Annotated in this window: 16 protein-coding genes; 11 read left to right on the forward strand and 5 right to left on the reverse strand. The window is 57.7% G+C overall.

What is annotated here, in order from left to right; translation table 11 throughout:
• The first annotated feature begins 190 nt into the window (after positions 1-190).
• Both CQ018_RS05650 and imm45 read left to right on the forward strand, forming a co-directional pair.
• Positions 191-1,825, forward strand: a complete 1,635-nt coding sequence (locus CQ018_RS05650) for an ABC transporter substrate-binding protein (protein WP_105549006.1) — start codon at positions 191-193, stop codon at positions 1,823-1,825.
• A gap of 335 nt (positions 1,826-2,160) precedes the next feature.
• On the forward strand, positions 2,161-2,505 hold the full coding sequence (gene imm45 / locus CQ018_RS05655) for an Imm45 family immunity protein (RefSeq protein ID WP_181149749.1): 345 nt from the start codon (positions 2,161-2,163) through the stop codon (positions 2,503-2,505).
• A gap of 26 nt (positions 2,506-2,531) precedes the next feature.
• Here the strand turns inward: imm45 and CQ018_RS05660 are convergent, their stop codons facing one another.
• Positions 2,532-3,209: a TetR/AcrR family transcriptional regulator gene (locus CQ018_RS05660; protein WP_181149750.1), complete on the reverse strand. Its 678-nt coding sequence runs from the start codon at positions 3,207-3,209 to the stop codon at positions 2,532-2,534.
• A 162-nt stretch (positions 3,210-3,371) separates the two neighbouring features.
• Here CQ018_RS05660 and CQ018_RS05665 point away from each other — a divergent pair, with 162 nt between their 5' ends.
• The 8 genes from CQ018_RS05665 to CQ018_RS05700 all read left to right on the forward strand — a co-directional run bounded on the left by CQ018_RS05665 (position 3,372) and on the right by CQ018_RS05700 (position 13,774).
• A complete protein-coding gene (locus CQ018_RS05665) occupies positions 3,372-5,054 on the forward strand; it encodes an amidohydrolase (RefSeq protein ID WP_105549009.1) in 1,683 nt (560 codons plus the stop codon).
• A 6-nt stretch (positions 5,055-5,060) separates the two neighbouring features.
• Positions 5,061-6,701, forward strand: coding sequence for an ABC transporter substrate-binding protein (locus CQ018_RS05670; RefSeq protein ID WP_105549010.1), 1,641 nt, complete (start codon positions 5,061-5,063; stop codon positions 6,699-6,701).
• A gap of 7 nt (positions 6,702-6,708) precedes the next feature.
• Complete coding sequence (locus CQ018_RS05675; protein ID WP_374954178.1) at positions 6,709-7,713, forward strand: ABC transporter permease; 1,005 nt, start codon at positions 6,709-6,711, stop codon at positions 7,711-7,713.
• Entirely contained in the window at positions 7,710-8,567 is an 858-nt protein-coding gene (locus tag CQ018_RS05680; protein ID WP_105549012.1) for an ABC transporter permease, read from the forward strand. Before CQ018_RS05675 ends, CQ018_RS05680 begins: the two co-directional genes overlap by 4 nt.
• Complete coding sequence (locus tag CQ018_RS05685) at positions 8,564-10,231, forward strand: ABC transporter ATP-binding protein (protein WP_105549013.1); 1,668 nt, start codon at positions 8,564-8,566, stop codon at positions 10,229-10,231. The genes CQ018_RS05680 and CQ018_RS05685 overlap by 4 nt, the downstream gene beginning before the upstream one ends.
• A gap of 15 nt (positions 10,232-10,246) precedes the next feature.
• Positions 10,247-11,692 (forward strand): FAD-binding oxidoreductase, encoded by a 1,446-nt coding sequence (locus CQ018_RS05690; RefSeq protein WP_105549014.1) that lies wholly within the window; start codon positions 10,247-10,249, stop codon positions 11,690-11,692.
• Positions 11,689-12,066: a cupin domain-containing protein gene (locus tag CQ018_RS05695; RefSeq protein ID WP_105549015.1), complete on the forward strand. Its 378-nt coding sequence runs from the start codon at positions 11,689-11,691 to the stop codon at positions 12,064-12,066. Before CQ018_RS05690 ends, CQ018_RS05695 begins: the two co-directional genes overlap by 4 nt.
• Before the next feature lie 352 nt (positions 12,067-12,418).
• Positions 12,419-13,774: a DUF222 domain-containing protein gene (locus CQ018_RS05700; protein ID WP_181149751.1), complete on the forward strand. Its 1,356-nt coding sequence runs from the start codon at positions 12,419-12,421 to the stop codon at positions 13,772-13,774.
• Between the two features lie 175 nt (positions 13,775-13,949).
• Here CQ018_RS05700 and CQ018_RS05705 read toward each other — a convergent pair whose 3' ends face one another.
• The 3 genes from CQ018_RS05705 to CQ018_RS05715 all read right to left on the reverse strand — a co-directional run bounded on the left by CQ018_RS05705 (position 13,950) and on the right by CQ018_RS05715 (position 17,672).
• The gene (locus tag CQ018_RS05705) at positions 13,950-15,383 is read right to left on the reverse strand and encodes an amidase (RefSeq protein ID WP_105549017.1); all 1,434 of its coding nucleotides are present in this window, start codon (positions 15,381-15,383) and stop codon (positions 13,950-13,952) included.
• A gap of 156 nt (positions 15,384-15,539) precedes the next feature.
• The gene (locus tag CQ018_RS05710; RefSeq protein ID WP_146111823.1) at positions 15,540-16,037 is read right to left on the reverse strand and encodes a hypothetical protein; all 498 of its coding nucleotides are present in this window, start codon (positions 16,035-16,037) and stop codon (positions 15,540-15,542) included.
• Between the two features lie 135 nt (positions 16,038-16,172).
• Positions 16,173-17,672, reverse strand: coding sequence for a carboxylesterase/lipase family protein (locus CQ018_RS05715; RefSeq protein ID WP_105549019.1), 1,500 nt, complete (start codon positions 17,670-17,672; stop codon positions 16,173-16,175).
• A gap of 149 nt (positions 17,673-17,821) precedes the next feature.
• On the opposite strand from CQ018_RS05715, the gene CQ018_RS05720 reads away from it, so the two are divergent.
• Complete coding sequence (locus tag CQ018_RS05720) at positions 17,822-20,089, forward strand: beta-glucosidase (protein ID WP_105549020.1); 2,268 nt, start codon at positions 17,822-17,824, stop codon at positions 20,087-20,089.
• Between the two features lie 88 nt (positions 20,090-20,177).
• Here CQ018_RS05720 and CQ018_RS05725 read toward each other — a convergent pair whose 3' ends face one another.
• A complete protein-coding gene (locus CQ018_RS05725) occupies positions 20,178-20,759 on the reverse strand; it encodes a TetR/AcrR family transcriptional regulator (protein WP_105549021.1) in 582 nt (193 codons plus the stop codon).
• Between the last annotated feature and the right edge of the window lie 572 nt (positions 20,760-21,331).

Below are 21,331 nucleotides of genomic sequence, written 5' to 3' on the forward strand. Positions count from 1 at the left end.
ACGGGCTCGGGTTTGCTCCTGATCATCCTACAGTTGTCGGTGATAACAGTTCTGTCAACATCATTGACAGTGACGATGACAGCACTTAGTGTCATAGCTAACACTCGATGGGGATCTACATCACACCGAAGGCCAGTGAGGCCGGGACCGTGACGCCCCCGACTCGTTCCACTCGAACAAGGAGCCCGACTTGAGAAATAAGCCCCTGAAACTAGCGCTTGCCGCAAGTGCGGTACTGGCCTTGGCTGCATGCTCGGCCTCGCCAGGCACGGGTGGTGGCGATGGCGCCGCCGCACCAAGCTTTGAAATTACCGCTAAGACTCCGGCCCCGAGTGGAGAGCTGGATAAGCTCACCTTCTCAACGTATGCCGAACCATTCTCGCTGGACTACGCGTACGCCTTCGACTACGCAGATAACCAGGTATTGGCCAACGTTTGTGAATCACTGGTTCGGCTCAACGACGACATGTCGATTTCTCCTGGACTGGCCGAGAAGTACGAAAACCCCACACCAAATACCTGGGTTTACACCATCCGCCAGGGTGTGAAGTTCCACGACGGTGCCGAGCTCACCGCGGATGACGTGGTCGCTTCGATGAACCGCCATCTCGATCCGGCCGTGGGCTCCTTCTGGTACTCGGTTTACCAGAACGTCGAAAAGATCGAAAAGACTGGTGCGAACGAAGTTACCGTGACCTCCAAGGTGCCGGATGCGCTATTCAATGAGTCAATGTCCGGTGCCGCCGGTGTCATCGATTCTGCCGCAATGTTCAAGAAGGCCGGCGCGGATTACGGCAACGCCAAGGGTGGAGTTAACTGCACCGGTCCATTCGAATTCAAGAAATGGCAGAACGGCGAAAAGCTCAGCTTCGATCGTTTCGATGGCTACTGGGATGCAGACCTTAAAGCCAAAGCCAAGGAACTTGAGTTTGTCATAATGACCGACCCGGTGGCTCGTGTTAACGCGCTGAAATCCGGAGAAATTGATGGCGGTTGGATGCTACCGGCTACCGCAGTGGATGATCTGAACGCATCGGGCGCCGGAAAGATCTACTTTGGCCTCAACACCGCGGTTCAATCCTTGGTTGTTTCGAACCTCGAAGGGCCACTGGGTAACCCCGAGGTTCGCAAGGCACTGCTCATGGCGATCGATCGTGATGGCTTAGTTAAAGCCGCTGAGGGTGGCTACGGTACCCGCACCAACTCATTGACCAGCGAATCTGTCTGGTCGCATGCCGAGGGCGGAACTAAGGAAGCGGCCTTCAAGGATCTCGTTGATTACCCCTATGACGTCGAGGCAGCAGCCAAGATCGTCAAGGAACAAGGCATGGAGGGCAAGGAAATCACCTTGACCACCGCACCAATAGGCAGTAACTTCGCCGTCATCGCCCAGGCTACAGCGGCAGCTGCCGAATCTATCGGGCTCAAGGCCACCATCAACACGGTGACCCCGAATGCCTACACCGCGCTGTTCTCCGACCCGGAGGCACGCAAGGGAACCGACCTCTTCTACACCAGCTGGTACCTCTCAGTAGGTGACCCGCAGGAAATGTTCTCAATCCTGCGCACCGATGATTTCTCCAACTATGGAAACTGGTCCGATCCGGCCTTTGATAAATCGGTGGCTACCGCGCTGGAGACCATGGATCAACAGGAACGCTTCACGAAGTCATTGGAAGCGCAGAAGATCACCAATGCGCAGGTTCCATGGCTGCCACTGTATGAAAGCCCGAACATTCTGTGGATGAGTAACAAGATCACCGGAGCCTCGCCCTCGGTCAATTTCCTTTACTACCCGTGGGCTGCTGAAATCGGCGCCAAGTAAACCACGTTCATTGTGATCTGGTTTGTTTTCCTTGAAAATTGCCGGCGTTTTGGTTTGAGTCTCTCCAAACCAAAACACCGGCAATTCTCTTGTTTTCACCATTTCTCAAGCCCGTAAGTCTCATGGGGGGGGTAGCGCAGCATCAAGGTGACTGATGGGTGCCCTCATGAGCCGGCGTTTTGAAATCTCACGAGGGCTTCTTCGCTGCTGACAATGCGGTGCGCGGGCCGAGTCTGTTCCCAGCCCTACGTTGTCTCTCAAGCCGAGAGCTGAGGGGGGAGTAATGAGTTATTCGATTTCACAGAGGCTCGATTATTTTTAAAATCATGACCTGGGTGAAAATCAAAGATTATCGTCGCGCGACCTTGAACGCCGGAACGGTTTTCAGGTTTCCGGCGCAGGTTCCGTTTGAATCAATCGTTGATTGGATGCTTATGGAGGACTCCATCTCTGATTCGGGGTTTTCGCTGTTCTGCGTTTCTGGCTATCATTCAGGCCAAGTTGAACTGAGGCTACCGGCCGAAGCTAAGACCGAAACGAATCGCTCAATTATGACTCGATGGGTATGCGAAAACTGGCAGCAATGGATTTATACCCACGCCAAGGTCTCAGATGTATGGATTCGCGAAGGCTACTCAGCGCCTGAAGTTCTGCCCGATAAGAATGCCCTAGAAAACTAGGCAAACTTGAGTGGCACGGTTCGAAGTTAAATGTTTGGTGCAGTTTGGGCTGAGGCGGCAACAATTTGCCGAACACCGGCCAAAAACATCTCTCGTTGGTCGATTGCCAAAATATCTTCACGGATGGCGGCGACGTGGCTATGCCGAATCGGATCGGCGCTTAGCGAACCGGCATACCACTCAAATGATTCCGGCTCGGTCTCGGGGGATTCGACCTGGTCGCGGACTAGCCCGGCCGCGCTAGCCAGTACGTAAGAGCCATAAATTGCGTATTGTTCGACCAATTCTTTGCCGGCCAGTCCGGCCTGAGTAAAGCACTGAAGAATAAGCTCAATGGTTGCCAATTCTCCCGGACCATTGGTGGTTAGTGAGGTTGCGGTGACAGCAACTGCCGGGTACTGCATAAAGGTATCAAGGGTGGCAGCCGCAAATTCAACGAGCCGATCATCCCATCGTTCTACCGGGGTATGGGTGCGGTCGCAGGCAAGCTGCTGGATTCGATCCAAGAGCTCTTGCATGAGCGCTTCTTTGCTCCGAAAATGCCGGTAAATAGCGGTTGGATCGACGCGAATTTCCTTGCCAAGATCGCGGTAGGTCAAAGTCAGTTTGTCTTGGCGTGAGGCCAGACGTAGCCCGGCCTCGACAAAGACCTCTCGGTCAAGCTGGGGCTTGACGGCCCGAGCCTGGTTTGGCTTGGTTTCCACGTTCCGCTCCGATCGCATGCGCCCCCTGTCGTGAGGTCTTGCCGCTGGGGGTATCCAGCAATCCTACATTCAATGATGACAACGCGTCTGTCAACACCATTGACAGACGCGTTGACGTGAAATAGTGTCTTAGCCAACAGACTATGGAGATGGGAATCACAAATGCAGAAAAACGCCGAGCTCGCCTTCCACTCGGGCAGCATTTTCACCGGCACGGGACAACCCGTAACCGGCATGGCAGTGTTGGTCAATGATGGGCGTATCTCCGCCATCGTGCCCGAGTCCGAACTGAGCAACCACACCGGTGAGGCAACCACCGTGGTAGACCTCGGCGGAGCCCTGCTTTCCCCGGGTTTCCAGGATTCGCACATCCACCCCACCGGTGGCGGAACCGAACTTCTGCAGTGCAACCTCTCCGAAGCCGAAAGCGCCGAAGAAGCCGTGGCAACCATTGCGGCCTACGCCGCAGCGAACCCGGACGTAGCCTGGATTCAGGGCGCCGGCTGGTCAATGGATCACTACGCAGGCGGCGCGCCCTTGGCCGCATTAATCGACGCGGTGGTTCCGGACCGTCCCGTCTCTCTAGCCAGCCGTGACCACCACTCGATGTGGGCAAATAGCGCAGCATTCCGTGCCGCGGGTGTTGACGCCGCTACCGCGGATCCCGAGGACGGCTACTTCGAGCGTCTCGAAGACGGCTCCCCGGCCGGCACCCTGCACGAAGGCGCCATGGGTTTGATCGAAGCCCACGCCCCGGTAGCCACCATCGATCTGCTTGAGGCCGGTCTGGCCCGCGCACAGGAAGAACTGATCGCCCAGGGCATTACCGGTTGGCAGGATGCCATGGTCGGCGCAGGCGTGGGAATCCCGGATGCCAAGGATGCTTACTACCGTCTCATCGCCGCCGATAAGCTTAAGGTTCGCGTCCGTGGCGCCCAGTGGTGGCAGCGCGACCAAGGCCTGGAGCAGATCGACGGACTGATCGCGGTCCGTGCCGAGGCCGAAGCCCTGGGGCTCGTCGATCGCTTCAACCTTGGAACCGTCAAGATCATGGTTGATGGCATCGCCGAAAACTTCACCGCCTCAATGATCGAGCCGTACCGCGACAAATGCGGACACAAAACCACTAACAACGGCATCTCATTTATCTCCGCAGCAAACCTCGCCATCTACGTCACGGCACTTGACGCCGCCGGCTTCCAGGTGCACTTCCACGCACTGGGAGATGCAGCTGTGCGCGACGCACTCGATGCCCTTGAAGCGGCGCGCGCCGCCAATGGTCCCTCCACGCTGCGCCACCACCTGGCTCACCTACAGGTGGTCTCCGAGGCAGACGCCACACGTTTCGCCGGGCTTAATGCGATTGCCAACCTGCAGCCGCTGTGGGCCTGCCATGAGGACCAGCTCGATGAACTGACCCTGCCATTCATGCCGGAATCCGCACAGGATCGCCAGTACCCATTCGGTGACCTGGTCGCCGGAGGCGCACGCCTGGCCGCCGGTAGCGACTGGCCGGTTTCCAGTGCCGACCCGATCGTGGGATCACATATTGCGGTAAACCGTATCGACCCGGACAACGAGTCAGTTCCACTGGGTGGCGCCAAGCAGTGCCTGGATCTTGCCACCATTTGGGCCGCATACACCTCGGGCACCGCGTATGTAAACCACCGCGAGAAGAATACCGGGTCCATTGCCCCTGGCTACCTTGCCGACTTCGCCGTCGTATCGCCGAACCCCTTCGAGGGTCCGAAAGAAAATATTTACCAGAGCCGCGTCGTATCCACCTGGATCGACGGGCAGTGCGTTTACACCGCAACAAACGTTGATGCACCGCAGGGAGTCTAAAGAATCATGAAGCGCAATATCTTTAACACCAAGGCGCTGAAGCTCGCGGTTTCCGCGGCCGCGGTGCTCACCCTTGCCGCCTGTGGCGGTGCCTCCCCGGACGCCGGCGCCGCGGCCCTGACCTACGAGCTGACCAAGAACACCCCGGCTCCCACCGGGGAGCTGGATAAGCTCACGTGGTCCCTGTACGCCGAGCCGTACTCGCTCGATTACGCCTACGCCTTTGACTTCCCGGATAACCAGGTGCTGGCCAACACCTGCGAATCACTGCTGCGCCTGAACTCGGACATGAGTGTTTCCCCGGGCCTGGCCACCAAGTTCGAGAATCCAACCCCAAACAGCTGGGTCTACACCATCCGTGAAAACGTGAAGTTCCACGATGGCACCACCCTGAACGCAGATGATGTTGTCGCCTCGCTGAACCGTCACCTGGATCCGGCCATCGGTTCCTTCTGGTACTCGGCCTTTGCCAATGTCACGAGCATTGAAAAGACCTCCGCCAACCAGGTCACCATCACCACCAGCAAGCCAGATGCCATCCTGAATGAATCCCTGGCCGGGGCCCCGGGCGTTATTGATTCGGCAGCTACCTTCCAGAAGTACGGTGCCGATTACGGCAATGCCGCCGGCGGAGTTAACTGCACCGGCCCCTTCGAACTGAAGAAGTGGCAGAGCGGTGAAAGGCTTTCCTTTGAACGCTTTGCCGATTACTGGGACAAGGATTTGGCTCCCAAGGCCAAGGAACTTGAATTTGTCATCATGACCGACCCGGTCGCTCGCGTGAACGCGCTAAAGTCCGGTGAAATCGATGGTGGCTGGATGGTTCCCTCCAACGCCATTGGTGAGCTGAACGCCTCCGGCGCCGGGAAGGTCTTCTTTGGCACCAACTCCGCGGTGCAGTCACTGATCGTCACCAACCCCGAAGGGCCACTGGGTAATCCAGAGGTCCGCAAGGCACTACTGATGTCTATCGACCGCACCGGTCTGGTGGCCGCGGCCGAAGCTGGCTACGCAAAGCGTACAAACGCATTGACCGCCGAATCGGTCTGGGGCGCTGCAGATAAAGCAACCCAGCAGGCGGCCTTCGCCGAGCTCACGGATTACCCCTACGATATTGAGGCAGCGGCCAAGATCATCGAAGAACAGGGTGTTGCCGGGCAAGAAATTACCATCACCACCGCACCCATGGGTAATAACTTCGCGGTTGTCGCCCAGGCCACCGCCGCGGCGGCCGAGTCGATCGGGCTCAAGGCAACTATCAACACCGTCACCCCGAACGCCTACACCGCGCTGTTCTCCGATCCGGAAGCCCGCAAGGGAACCGATTTGGTTTACACCAACTGGTACCTGTCCATCGGGGATCCACAGGAAATGTTCTCGATCCTGCGCGCCGGGGACTTTTCAAACTACGGAAACTTTGCGGACCCAGCATTCGACAAGGTAGTCAACGAAGCCCTGGGTACCATCGATACCAACAAGCGCTTTGCTAAATCGCTTGAGGCACAGAAGATCCTCAATGCGCAGCTGCCGTGGCTGCCACTGTACGAGGTACCAACGATTCTGTGGATGAACGATAAAATCACCGGCGCATCCCCGTCGGTGAACCACCTCTACTACCCTTGGGCGGCCCAAATTGGCGCAAAGTAATGTAGCTGTGGCACCGCCACAGGCTTCCGGGGCCAAGGACCCCGGCAAGCCCGTGCTGGCGGGCCTGAAACTCGCAGCAGGCAAGATCGGTTCCTTTATCTTCACCGTGTTCGTTTCCTCGGTGATCGTGTTCTTCTCCCGTTGGCTGGTCCCGGGGGATCCCATCAGCTTCCTGCTGCGCGGTCGCAGCCCCAATCCGGAGGCCATCGCGGAAGTTACCGCGATCTACGGGTTGGATAAGCCACCGCTAGAGCAGTACTGGAACTGGATCACCGGGGTGCTCACCGGGGACTTTGGTCGCTCGCTGCAGTACCGTCAGGATGTCTCCGAGGTTATTCTGGGACGCCTGCCGGTGACCCTGGGTCTGGTTGTCATGTCCGGCATCATGATTGCTGTGCTGGGCTTGGCCGCCGGTATCTGTGCCTCGCTACTGCGTGGCACCTGGGCCGATAGGGCGATCATCGCCTCGATGTCCGGTCTTGCCGCGATCCCATCGTTCGTCGGTGCCATCGTGCTGATTGCCATCTTCGCGGTCCAGCTGGGGATGTTCCCCTCTTTTGGTTCCGGCACCGGATTCTGGGACATGATCTATCACCTGATCTTGCCCTCGCTAGCGCTGGCGCTTTCCTTTATTGCCGTGGTGGGGCGCGTTACCCGCTCGGCCATGCTTGAAGAATTCTCGCGCGAACACGTCGAAGTAGCCCGCTCACGCGGTGTCACCCCGGTAGCCGTTGTCATTCGCCACGTACTGCGTAACGCGCTGGGTCCGATCCTGACCGTTTCCGGTCTGTTGGTTGCCGGTCTGCTGGTTTCCTCGGCCATCGTGGAACAGGCCTTCGGCTTGGCCGGGCTCGGCTCACTGCTGGTTTCCTCCGTGGACCGGCTGGACTTCCCGGTGGTGCAGGCGATCGTACTGATCGTTGTTACCGCATTCGTGGCCATCAATACACTCGTTGACCTGCTAGGTCCCGTCATCGATCCGCGCCTCAAGGCCGGGGAAGGAGCACGATGAGCATCCAAGCCGCACCGCGTTTGCCACTTAAACGCCAATCGCTGCACAAGACCCGTTGGGGCCTTGTCATCTCCATCGGCTTCCTCGCCTTGGTACTCATCGCAGCGATCTTTGCACCACTCGTTGCACCTTTTTCCCCCGCGGCAGTTGACCTGCTGCGGGTGAACTCGGGCCCCACACCACAACACTGGCTGGGCACCGATGCGCTGGGCCGCGATATCCTCTCACGGATGGTCTATGGGTCACGCACCGCGCTGACCGGACCGATTGTGGTGGTCTTGGCCTCCACAATTCTGGGTCTGCTTTCCGGTCTGTGGGCCGGTTGGGCAGGGGGGAAGATTGATGCGATTATTTCTCGTATCTTCGACATCGTCCTGGCCTTCCCGGCACTGCTTCTGGCCATCTTGGCAGTTGCCTTGTTCGGCAAGGGCCTGATTGCCCCGGTGATCGCCATGTCGATCGCGTACACCCCCTACATCGGCCGGCTCACCCGCCAGCTGGTAGCCACCGAAAAGAACCGCCAGTATGTGGCCGCCTACAAGGTGCAGGGATTCTCCGCACCGTGGATTGCGACCCGCGCTGTCATGCCAAACGTGTTGGGTGTGGTTGGCTCGCAGACCACGCAGAACTTTGGTTACGTGTTGGTAGAACTTGCCGCACTGTCCTTCCTCGGCTTGGGCATCCAAGCACCCAAGGCGGACTGGGGCAACATGATCAATGAGGGTCAGGCGGCATTGGTTTCTGGCAATTTTCTGCCGGCCTTGATCCCGTCCATTGCAGTGGTATTAGTAGTCGTCGCGGTCAACTCCGTGGGCGGCTGGCTGTCAGATAAGTTGGGAGACCCGTTCGCATGAGACTTTTAGATGTCAACGAACTAAATCTTGATATCAAGGTTCACGGAGCACCCACGCTTGAATTGCTCAAGGCGGTATCGCTACACATCGATCGCGGCGAAACCGTGGCACTGGTTGGCGAATCGGGCTCCGGTAAGTCATTGACCGCTCGCGCGGTACTGGGCCTGCTGCCCTCGACCGCAACCGTCACCGGCACCATCGATCTTGGAGGCGTACAAGTCCTCAAGGCCAATGGCCCGGAACTCCGTGCCCTGCGCCGTACCCGTGCCGCGATGGTCTTCCAAGACCCACGTTCCTCCATCAACCCGGTACGCACCTTGGGTGCTCACCTGATTGAACCCATGATGCAGGAACCCGGCGCAGATAAAGCGGCCCTGGAAAAACGCGCCATCGGGCTCTTGGCCTCCATGGGCCTGAGCAACCCCGAAGCCCGCATGAAGCAGTACCCACATGAGCTTTCCGGTGGCATGCTGCAGCGCGTGATGATTGCCGGTGCGCTGATGAACGACCCGGAACTGCTGATCTGTGATGAGTCAACAACCGCATTGGATGTCACCACGCAGGCCGCGGTCATCGAGTTGCTCTCCACCGCGGTGCAAGAGCGTTCCATGGGAATGCTCTTCATCACCCACGACCTGGCTCTGGCCGCGTCGATCGCCGACCGCACCTACGTATTGCGCAATGGTGTGGTGCAGGAACACGGCGAAACTCGTCAGGTCTTCGAAGCGCCGGTCTCCGAATACACCAAGGCACTCGTTGCCGCGACCCCGTCGATGGCCGGTGCTCCAAAGACCGGTGCACATATCTCCGATTCATCGCAGACACCGGTATTGCGAGTGGAGAACGTTTCCAAGACGTACTACCTCTCCGGTCAGCCTCCGGTTGAAGCCTTGAAGAATGTTTCTCTTGCCATTCCGGCCGGTGGCGGCCTGGCCATCGTGGGTGAATCGGGTTCCGGTAAGTCAACACTCGGCCGCATTGTTGCCGGGCTTGAGGGCCCGGACACCGGGGAGATGAGCGTTGCCGGAGGCGAGATCACCGGATCAAATGCCAAGGAACGCCGGCTGAAGAAGGCCTCCCGCGTGCAGATGGTCTTCCAAGATCCGTACCAGTCACTTGACTCTCGACTGACCCCGGCCAAGGCCCTGCAGACGGTGCTCAAACTGCATTACAAGCTTGATGCCAAGGCCATGAATGCTCGCGTGATCGAATTGCTTGAATCCGTAGGGTTGGAAGAAAAGCACGCGAATCTTTACCCGCGCAAACTCTCCGGTGGTCAGCGCCAGCGTGTGGCAATTGCCAAGGCCATGGCCCTGGAACCGCGTCTGCTGGTGCTGGATGAAGCAACAAGTGCACTTGATGTTTCGGTACAGGCACAGGTGCTGGAACTGGTGAATAAGCTGCGTCGTGAACAGGGCGTTTCGGTGCTGTTTATCAGCCACGACCTGGCCATCGTGGGGGAGATCTGTGACGAACTATTGGTCGTCCAAAACGGATCGATCGTTGAATCTGGTCCCACCGCTCAGGTACTGAACCACCCGCAGCACCCCTATACCCAGACCCTGTTGGCCTCGGTGCCGCGCCCTCGGTGGGAAACCAACCCACACGGCGCAGCGGAACCGCAGGATGCGGATCTGGAACCTGCCAAAAACAGCAGCCTCTAACCAAGAAATAAGGCAATGACCATTTCAAAACCGACGTTCTTTGAGAACGCCGAAAAGTCAATTGATCCGGCACTGTGCGCCGCGTCCCTGCGTGATACCAAGCGTGCGGTGTACTGGCTGGATTCACCGGCTCGTCCGGGCGTACGGGAGTCACTGCGTGCACAGCTGAACACCGATCTGCTGGTTGTGGGCGGCGGGTACACCGGTTTGTGGACCGCGCTGCTGGCCAAGGAGCGCAACCCGGAAACCACAGTGGTTTTGCTTGAAGCGGCCTGGATTGGTTCCGAGGCTTCGGGACGCAATGGTGGTTTCTGCGAAACCTCATTGGTCCACGGAGAATCCAATGGCGAGGCACACCTGCCCAAGGAAAATGCGCGACTGACCGAGTTGGGCAATGAGAACCTCGCCGAGCTCATCGAAACCATCGAACGCTATGGCATCGATTGTGATTTGATCCGCGAGGGTGCGCTGGCCGTTGCCACCGAACCGCACCAGGATGCCTGGTTGCGCGAGGAATCAAATGGCGAAGACGTCATTTACCTTGACCGTGCGCAGACAAACGAACTGATCAAATCCGATGCTTTCTACTCGGGCTCGTGGTCCAAGGAAGATACGGTTTTGGTCAACCCGGCCAAGCTCGCGTGGGGACTACTGGAAGCCTGCGAGCAGTTGGGGGTCAAGGTTTACGAGCAGTCAAAGGTCACCGGGATTTCCGAGGTCGGCGGCCGCATTGTTGCCGACACCGACGGAGGCCAGATCACTGCTGCTAAGGTTGCCCTGGCCACCAATGTGTTCCCCACATTGCTCAAGCGCAATGCGCTGATGACCGTCCCGGTGTACGACTACGTGCTTGTCACCGATCCGTTGACCAAGGCCCAGCGCGAAGCCATTGGCTGGGAGACGCTGCACGGCCTGGTCGACTTGAACAACCGCTTCCACTACTCACGTCCCATCATTGATGAAAATGGTGACTTCCGTATTCTGTACGGCGGTTGGGACGCCATCTACCGCTTTGGCGGCAAGGTGAACCACGAGTACTACGACAGCGAAACCACCTACACCAAGCTTGCCGCACACTTCTTTGCCACCTTCCCGGAGCTGCAGGACTTGAAGTTCTCGCACGCCTGGGGTGGAGCCATTGATTCATGCTCACGCTTCTTCTCATTCTTTGCCCTGGCGTATAAGGGCAAGGTTGCCTCGGTTGCCGGATTTACCGGTCTGGGTGTTGGTGCCTCACGCTTTGGTGCCAAGGTCATGCTGGATCTACTCGATGGCAAGAAGACCGAGCTCACCGAGTTGGAAATGGTCAAGAAGAAGCCGTTGCCGTTCCCTCCAGAGCCGGCTGCCTGGCTTGGGGTCAAGATGATGACAGCTGCCATGGCTCGTGCCGATCACCGTGAAGGTGAGCGCGGCTTATTCCTTAAAACCATGGATGCCGTTGGAATGGGATTCGACTCATGAGCCAGCAAACTACACCAGTTCTCAAGGACCGCACCGTTGATGCGCTAAGCGTTGGAATGGAACACGAACCGGTCCCCGCCGAACAATCTGTTGAGGGGAATCCGAGCACCGCGGCCCAGGAATTGGGCGAGATCTTTGGTGTTGAATTTGGTCTGTGGGAAATGAGCGCCGGGACCATGACTGACGTGGAAGCCGAGGAGCTATTTGTTGTGCTCAGCGGTTCGGCCACCGTACAGATTCACGCGGAGAATGGCTTTGCGGCCGCCGAGTTGCATTTGGTGCCGGGCACCGTATGCCACCTTTCCGAAGGTATGCACACCAGTTGGACGCTGCATGAGCCACTACGCAAGATGTACCTGGTAGCTGCCGAGTAGCAGTTTTTGTCCACTGAGAAGGGGATCTGTGCCCGCCGAAATTTTTCGGCAGGTGCGGGTCTCCTTTTGGTTTTCCACAACACCGCGATTCTCGGTTTAGTGGAAAGCCAGGCTCATAAAATTAGGAGTGGATGGGTGCGCGTCTAGCTCAGATGTTTTCAGCTTTGATGGAGTCTGGGACATCGAGTGGCAGAAGGAATGATTGGAAAATTACTTCGATAAATATGAAATAAATCTTCTATATCTAGTTCACTAGTTCTATACTGGTGATATGGCGAAGAAGTCTTCGATCGGTACTCCTGCTTCCGGGAACCCTCAGGGTGAACCCGGAGACCAGTTGAGTTGCGAAGACTTGCTGGATCAGGGGATTGATCTGGATGCGGTGTTTGACGAGTATATTTTTTCTCGAGGTGCTGAAGGGATCCGGCGCATGGCTGCCGGGATTAACCGGTTGAAGACTCCCCGTGATCATTTTTCGATGGTGGAAAATATTGCCGCCCTTGAAGAAACCAAGAGCGCGCTGACCGCCATGCAGGCAACTCAGGCCGTGGCCTATGAGGATTCTTTATCTGCGGAACGTCAAAGCCAGAAGATTCGGGAGAGGAATCCGGGGTGGGGTGCCTCCAAGGATGTTGCCTTGGCCATGCGGTTATCTCCGAAGCAGGGCACCCGGTTTACCAAAGATGCCCGGGTGCTGCGCGATGATCTGCCGCATACCGCCGAAGCCTTGAAACAAGGGAAACTGATTTGGGCGCAAGTCCAGGTGGTGATTACTGGTACCCGAAACCTGCAAACCTCAAACCGTCGGCTGATCGACAGGCTTTTGTGGGAAGAAGGCACGCGCTGTTTTGATCAGGGCACGCAGTTGCTGGCTCAAGCCATTGAGTACTGGGCCAAAATCTTTGAGCCGCAAACCGAGGCTGATCTGGAAGCCTTGGCGAAAAAGAATCGTTGTGTAGGGGTGCAACAGATTAGCCCGCACGAGGTATTGCTTAAAGGACGCTTTCCCTTGCCGATGGGCATTGCCTTAGCACAGGTGTTGGCTCGGGAGACCGAGTATGCGCAGAATCGGCCGGGGGAGGAACGTAACGCTGCACAGATTCGTGCTGATAGCTTTTATGAGCTGGTGACCGGGCTTAATGTTGCCCAGCAGCCTCCCTTGGAAATTTTGTTGGTGATGGATGCCGCGGTGCTCAGTGAAGATAGCAATGAGCCGGTATTGATCCCGGGATATGGATTGATTAGCGCCCAGCGGGCCAGAGAGATGATCGCGGCGGATCGTGCCGGTGGGGCTGATGAACTGGGTATCTGGGTTCGCGGGCTTTTTGTGGAGAACCATAGCGGTCGTTTGGTGGCCATGGAATCGTACCGTCGGAGCTTTGGCGGGAATCTAAAGAAGCTGATCATGGTGCGTGACCAATATTGCAGGACACCATTTTGTAATGCGAAAATTCGGGATATTGATCATGTGGTTCAGGTGCGTCAGGACGGAGAAACCAGCGCGGCCAATGGAGATGGGCGTTGTTTTTCCTGTAACCAGACGAAAGAAGCCCCTGGATGGGAAGAACATCCGGTGAAAGGGGAGCGACATAGTTTCCAAATCACCACACCCAGTGGACATACATATATCTCTACGGCTCCTGCTCAATTTGGGGCTAGGCCGCGGCAACAACTGCGACGGCTTATCGGAGAAGATCCGCCTGGTTAGCTAAGTATCATCTTATTTTCATACCTGCGCAGGACGCCACCTGGCCCACCGCCTAAGCGGAAAGACTGTTGGAGGTGTCCTGCTATGTGACTGTTGAAAGGGCCGACGACGCTTCCTCTTGGTCCCCAAGAGCAAGTTTCAGCACCGCCGGCCCGGCTTCTAAAAATGTTTCCGTTTAAACCTTGGCTGCCGCATTGAGCTGTGGCCACCAGGAGGCCTGGTTCCACAGGCCCATTGACTCCTCGAGCGCCTGGCCCAGAGTGAAGACCGTTGCATCGTCATAGGTCCGCCCAACGATCTGCACGCCCGTGGGAACACCATTGGGAGCAACGCCGGATGGAACCGCCAGGACCGGAACGCGACCAACCACATTGAATGGGAGGGTCAGCGCCGATTCCAGCCAGGAAACCTGCTGCCCGTTGATCTCAATAAGCTCCGCCGGATCCGCAAAGTCCGCGACCAGTCCCTGCGTGGCATTGGTGGGGCAAAGCAGTGCGTCGTAGTTTTCGAGCAGCTTACCCAGTGGGGCATAGAGCTCGGCCTCGGAGACCAAGCCTTCGGCGAAGGAACCGCCCGTGGCTGCATTTTCTGCGAAATTGCGGGTGTATGGCATGAGCAATTCCTGCTCTTTACGGGGAATCTCGGAGATGAAGGCGCCCATGATGCCGCCAAAGTGAGCCCAAGCGGTGGCAACTAGCTGCTCGCGAGTCCAAGGCAAGATCACCTCATCAACGATGACTCCGGCATTGCGCAATGCCTCGGCCGCGGCGCGGGTGTTGGCCTCTACCGCCGGGTCGATCGCGTAATCGCCAAGATTTACGCACAAGGCAACGCGCATTCCCTCTGCGGCCTCGGCATTGGGTGTCTGCAACACGTAAGCGGGACGGAGCGAAGCCTGATCGGTGTAGTGTGGCCCGGCAATGACGTTTTGCAGCATGGCAACGTCTGCAACCGACTTACCCATGGGTCCATCGGCGCAGTAGGTGTCCTGGTTGAAGGGGGCCATGCCCGGCACACGGCCAAAGGGTGGCTTGAAACCCACCAGACCATTGAATGAGGCCGGGATACGGATAGATCCGCCAATATCTGATCCGGTGGCCAGAATGGATTCGCCCGCCGCAAGCGCTGCACCGGAGCCACCCGAGGATCCGCCGGGAGTCATCTCAAGATTCCACGGGTTACGTGTCACACCCCAGAGTTTTGAGTGGGTATAGCCAGCGCAGCAAAATTCGGGGGTGGTGGTGCGGCCATGCACCACAGCACCGGCATTGAAGATGCGCTCCACAATTGGGTGGGTAACCTCGGCGATCTCGCCCTTTTGCAGCAGCGAGCCTTCTTCCGCGGTGTAACCGGCGATGGGCTGTTCTTCTTTGAGCAGTAACGGGATGCCTTCGAGTGCACCAAGCTGGGAGCGGGAGGTTGCGAAGCGTTCCTGGGATGTGCGAGCCGCAGCGTAGGCCACTTCAAGCATTTCCTCGGTCAACGCGTTGACGGAAGGCTCCACCGCGGCGGTGCGTGCCACTACCGCATCGAGCAATTCGACGGGGGAGAGCTCTTTAGATTTAAAAAGTTCGCGTGCCCGGGTGGCCGTGAGATGGTGCAGCTCCATTGCGTGTGACTCCTATGCGTGTGGAAAAAGTCCGGGGCGCGCAAGCCCTCATAAGTGAGACTAGGCTCACTCTTTCATTAAGTCAACGGTGATGACAGCGGCGTTGACGGTGGGGCTGGAGTTAGTCGCAAGAACTTCGGTGCCATGGTGAAGTCGTTAATGAACAAGTGCCTTAAGTATCACGACCACCACACCGAGTAGGGCGGTGGATAGTCCAACGCCGATCCGCATTGACTGCTGGCGCGTCCAGCGAACAGCGGAGAAGTAACCAAGGAGGCCAAGAAATAAGACATCAACCCACAATGCCGTCCACAACGCGACATCATCACGCACTAGATTGGTGACCCCGAGCAACACGATGAGCAGTGGAATCACCGAAGCGATGAGCATTCCTGATGAATGCGAAATGCCATGGCGCAGCGCCGCCTTAAGTGGAGCTTTTCGATCCTTATCGGCAACGGCGTTGAGATGTGCGACAGCGGCGGCGAAAACATGGGCCAGCCAGAAAACTAGGACCGCTCCCAGCACCTTGAAGAAAACCTGCAGTGAGGTGACATCGTAGCGATCCGAAATTATCAGTAACGCCGAAACTACCACTAGTCCGTACACTGCCGATTCGGAGGTGAAATCCGAACGCTGAATCTTGCTGCTCAATGTATCCCCAGGTTTAGTGGCAGTATGCAAATTCATGCACCAGAAGCTCTCATCATAGGGTGGTGAGGGGCTTGACTTTCATGAAACAAAGCTGAAGCTTTGGTCATCAAATGAGGGCTTGCGGCGCTGGCGTCTCTAGAGCCCTGAATCTTTTCGCAGGGCCCGCACGCTTGCATACCCGTCCTTGACTGTTCGGGTGAACGAATCAAAGACTCGGGTGTTCTTGGTTTCTGATTCGTAGGAGCCCCACCCTGGTGCCCCGGTCTTGATGAAGGCCAGTGCCTCGGCGTTCAGCGTATCGGCAAGTTCCTGCGGTGGAGTCGGCCCGGCTAACGGCTCAACCTTGATTGAATCCAAGCAATCGAAGAAGAACGGTACATCTAGGCAGTGCACTGCGGCTCCGAAAACAGGGGAACGCCATGCGAACCTTGAAACCCAAGTATTGGATCCGGCCCGCACATCGGCAAGCTCAGATAGTGCCACGCGGAACATTCGGTCGGTGAAGAACCGTCCCATGACCGCGGCGGTACCCAGATTTTTTGTCTCTGCGTTATCTATCATCCAGGCCTTGCGCGCTGCCTTGGACCCGCCCATCTTAGTGATCATTGCCGAGGCCGGAAGGAAGCGCAGGTACTTTGCTGCCTTGGTAAACGCCATAGCAAATTCATCATCTGCTGCCGAGAGCCACAGCGGGATGTTCTCACCTACACCTTGCTGCAAAGAAGTGGTGGTGGACTGGGTGATGAGGGCCCCATCAATAACGGGGCCCAGAGCCAACCCTTCATCGAGCATCTTGGCTAGGGCGCCCTTGGCCATGAGATTAGTGCTCTTTTGCTGCATTTCGATGAGCTTTTCCTCGGGAACCGAGGCGAAGCCGGCCCGGTCGGCACTGACGCCAAGCTCCTGTGCCAATTTTTGTGTAAATTCTTGCGCCCGTGGCAACGGAACATCGGCAAGTGCGCCGGACAATGAGATGACGCCATGGAAGAGACCTGCAGCGGCAGGCATGCCGAGCAAGGTGAGCACGGCTCCGCCGCCTGCTGATTGTCCGGCAATGGTGACCCGATGTGGATCGCCACCGAAAGCAGCGATGTTATCGCGCACCCATTCAAGGGCACAGAGCCAGTCACGCACGCCACGGTTATCCTGAACCCCGGGAATGTGGCCGAATCCATCGAAGCCAAGTCGGTAGGAAATGACCACCGTGATCACCCCGTCACGCGGGAATCCGGGGCTGTTGTACCAGGGGCTGGCGGGGGAGCCGGCAAAGAACCCGCCACCATGAATCCAGACCAGGACCGGCAGTTTGGCCTGGGTGTCTCCGGCGGCGGGTGTTGTCACGTTGAGGTTCAGGGTTGCTTCGCCAGCAATACTCGGCTCGGGAATCAAGGTAACACCGGGGTCTCCGCGCTGTGGTGTGGGGCCGAAGGCCAGCGCATCGCGAGTGCCTTCCCACGGGCCTACGGGCTCGGGGGCGGCGAAGCGAAGCTCGCCAACGGGCGGTTGAGCGAACGGGATTCCGCGGAATGCGGTGACGCTTTGCCCCTGAGTGAGCGGAATTTCAAAGCCACGCAGTGAACCCAGCGGCGTATCGATGGTGCGAGTGTTGTGCTCGGTACTATTCCCTGCTGACATGTCTGCTCCTGGTATGAGAGATCGGTGGCGCTCATGCTGTCAATGCTGTTGACCACCATGCTAACCGACTCTTGTGAGAGAAACCCGAGTGCTATACGGTATTTAATGAGTGGCCATTTAACCACAGCCAACAGACAAAGAGGACGACAATGAGCGCGAAGATCCCCACCGAGCTGACTATCCAAGACAAAGCGTCGCTAACCACGGGCCGCGACTTCTGGAGCACCACAGAACTCAAGGACACGGATGTACCCTCGCTCATCCTCACCGACGGACCCCACGGACTGCGCCTGCAACAAGGCGGCAGCGACCACCTAGGATTGGCCGACTCTGTCCCCGCAACCTGTTTCCCGCCAGCAGTAACCCTCGGATCGACCTTTGACGTGTCGTTGCTCGAGAGGGTCGGCGCGGCCATCGGTGCCGAAGCGCGCGCTCAAGGCGTTGCGGTGGTTCTTGGCCCGGGGATCAATATCAAACGCTCCCCACTGTGCGGACGCAACTTTGAATACATCTCCGAAGACCCGCTACTCTCCGGGGCACTGGGTGCAGCACTGGTCAACGGGCAGCAGTCCCAAGGCGTCGGATCCTCGCTCAAACACTTCGCGGCCAACAACCAAGAAGCAGACCGCATGCGCGTCTCGGCAGATATAGATCCACGCCCACTGCGCGAAATCTATCTACGAGCCTTTGAACGCGTGGTGCGCACCGCCAGCCCCTGGACCGTCATGTGCTCCTACAACCGCATCAACGGGGTCTCGGCCGCAGAAAACCGTTGGCTGCTGACCGATGTATTGCGCACCGAATGGGGTTTTGACGGCGTTGTCGTCTCCGACTGGGGAGCGGTCACCAACCGCGTGGCATCGCTGAAGGCAGGGCTCGATCTGGAAATGCCGGGCAACCCGGGCAATAGCGTCCCGGCCATCACCGAGGCCATCGCATCCGGAGAACTCGATGAGGCAGTTCTGGATGAAAGCGTTGATCGCCTGCTTGCCATGACAAAGAAAGCTCAGCCAGCCACCGGACCGGCCGATCTGGACGCCAACCACGCGCTGGCCCGCGAAGCCGCAGGCAAGGGCATCGTATTACTGAAAAACGAGAATGCGCTACTTCCGGTCCGCCCCGGAACCTCGCTGGCCGTCATTGGCGAGTTCGCGCAATCCCCGCGCTACCAGGGCGCCGGTTCCTCCCAAGTGAACCCGACTAAAATCGAAAACTTCCTCGAAGAAATTTGCACACTTCAGGGGGGCGAATTAGTCGATTTTTCCCCCGGTTATACGTTGGAAGCCAATGCCCCTTACAACTCGGAACTTGCGGCAGCGGCAATCACGGCGGCCACCCATGCCGAAACAGTGATCTTCCTGATCGGGTTGCCAAGCTCCGTTGAATCCGAGGGTTTTGACCGTGCCGATCTCAAACTTCCAGCCTCCCAACTAGAACTTCTTGAGCAAGTTCGTGCGGTAAACCCAAACGTTGTCGTGGCATTGGTCGGTGGTGGCGTTGTTGAACTTCCATTCGCCGATGAAGTCCCGGCCATCCTTGCCGCGTGGCTTGGTGGGCAGGGCGGTGGAGGCGGGCTCGCCGATGTGGTCACCGGAAAGGTCAACCCTTCCGGTCGGTTGGCGGAGACCATTCCCCACCGACTAGAGGATACCCCCGCGGCACTGGATTTCCCCGGTGAACACGGGCACGTACGCTACGGCGAAGGCATCTTTGTGGGTTACCGCTGGTATGACGCTCGCAAGTCATCCGTGCGATATCCATTCGGTCACGGGCTGGGATACAGCAGCTTCGAATACTCGGCTCTTGCGGTTTCGCAGCTCGATGACGGGTTATGTGCCACGTTGAAGCTACGCAATACAACGGAGATTGCTGGCCGGGAAATCGTGCAGCTTTACTTAGGTTTGCCGGGCACCGCGGTGGCCCGAGCCCCGCGCTCTTTGGCCGCTTTCGCTTGTATCGAATTGGGCGCAGGAGAAGAACGCGAAGTTGAACTTCGCGTTGATCGATCGGAGATCGCTTACTGGGATACCCGGGTCGAGACCTGGATAGTAGAACCAGGGAACTACGAGGTATCTGTTGGTGCCTCGAGTCGTGATATTAGACTGACCGAATCCATGAGCATTGCTGGTGAGATTGTTCCGGTGGCCATCAATGAGGAAACCACGCTTGCCGAGTTGATGGCCGATCCCATTGGCGGTGCTGTGATGGCACAGTTCGCCGGCGAAGCATTATCGGGAATCTCAGGAGGCGACGGAGACTCCGAATCCCAAGAAATGATGGCCAGCATGCTCGGCTCTATGCCGATTGGTCGACTACTGAATTTCCCGGGCTCGCCCATGACCCGAGAGTCGCTGGACCAGCTGATCGGTGGCATCCTTGGTGCCCGTGCGGCAGCGGCTCAGCATCCCGGCCATTAAGCAGCTAGGTATGTAGAAAGCCGGGTACCGCTCAAAGTGGTACCCGGATTTCGTGCTGATGCTTATCAGCGTTGATCTTGAGCGATCGTTAGTCGTGTTTGCGCCAGCTGCTGATTGTCTCGATAACATGAGCTGCCATATCGATATTGGGGTTGAGCAGCCATTGGGTTTGCAAGCCATCTGCCATGGCAATCAGTGAACCTGCCGCGGATTGTGCGTTGAGGCCGACCGGCAGCTCTCCGGTTGCTTGTCGTGCCCGAATATCCTCGACAAGGAGTTCCTGAAGCCGTGCAAAGCGTTCGATAAAGAAAGCGCGAGCGACGTGCTGCGGTGCTGTGGCTTCGGCCGAAAAACACACGTAAAGGTGTACCAAGCCGGGGACTTCGGTGTTGTGTTTGATGGCTAGGGGAAACGCCTCCAGCGCACGAATATCTGGATCGCTGGCGATCAGCGCCATATCAATTTCGTCGCGGCGGCGCAGGATCTCGGTGAATAATTCGTCCTTGGAGGCGAAGTGGTGCATGAGCCCTGCTTGGCTCAGCCCGGATGCTGCTGAAATTTCGCGCACGGAGGTGCCGCGGTAGCCTTCGCGGGCCACGACTTCCAATGCGGCATCGAGGATTTCCTCGCGCTTTGCTAAACCTTTTGCATAGGAACCTCGACGAGTCATTGGTTCATTCTATCGCGCACAGCCACTACGAAGCCGGAAAGCAGGAACCTCACCAGCGAGTCGAGGAACGGTGCTGAATGGTGATCATGAAAAAACAAACACCAGCACTGCCGTTCCACGAGCGAGTGTTTACCTCGCCGAGCGCTCTTGGGGCACCACGTGTATGCCGATGGGTGTTTGGGCCGGAGGTCTTGGGGGGAGTGCTGAACCTGGCCTCAACGATATAAATAATTACATTATTTCTAAGCCTCGGGTTTGTGCGGCTTCGCCGAAAATCAGCCGGAAATTCAGATTCTCAACGCACTGTGAGTGGCTGTTGCCTGGCGTGCTAATACGCGATCGTTGCGTACCTGTTGACGATGACTGCCTATGGCGGGAAAACATCCTAGTTGGTGCGCATGCCTCACCGAGACTGGTCACGAAATATTCGCTTGGGTCTTTGTGAACATGCGGTGCCTACGCCCCCCTGAGCTCGGTGTTTCGGGGGAATAGGCATCGCACACATAATCGGTGGAACACTGTACAGCTAGACCCTTTGGCCCGCAAAGCTTCTCTAGGGTCGGCCCGTGCCC

Source organism: Arthrobacter sp. MYb227 (assembly GCF_002975435.1).
In the GTDB taxonomy this organism is placed as follows: Bacteria; Actinomycetota; Actinomycetes; order Actinomycetales; family Micrococcaceae; genus Paeniglutamicibacter.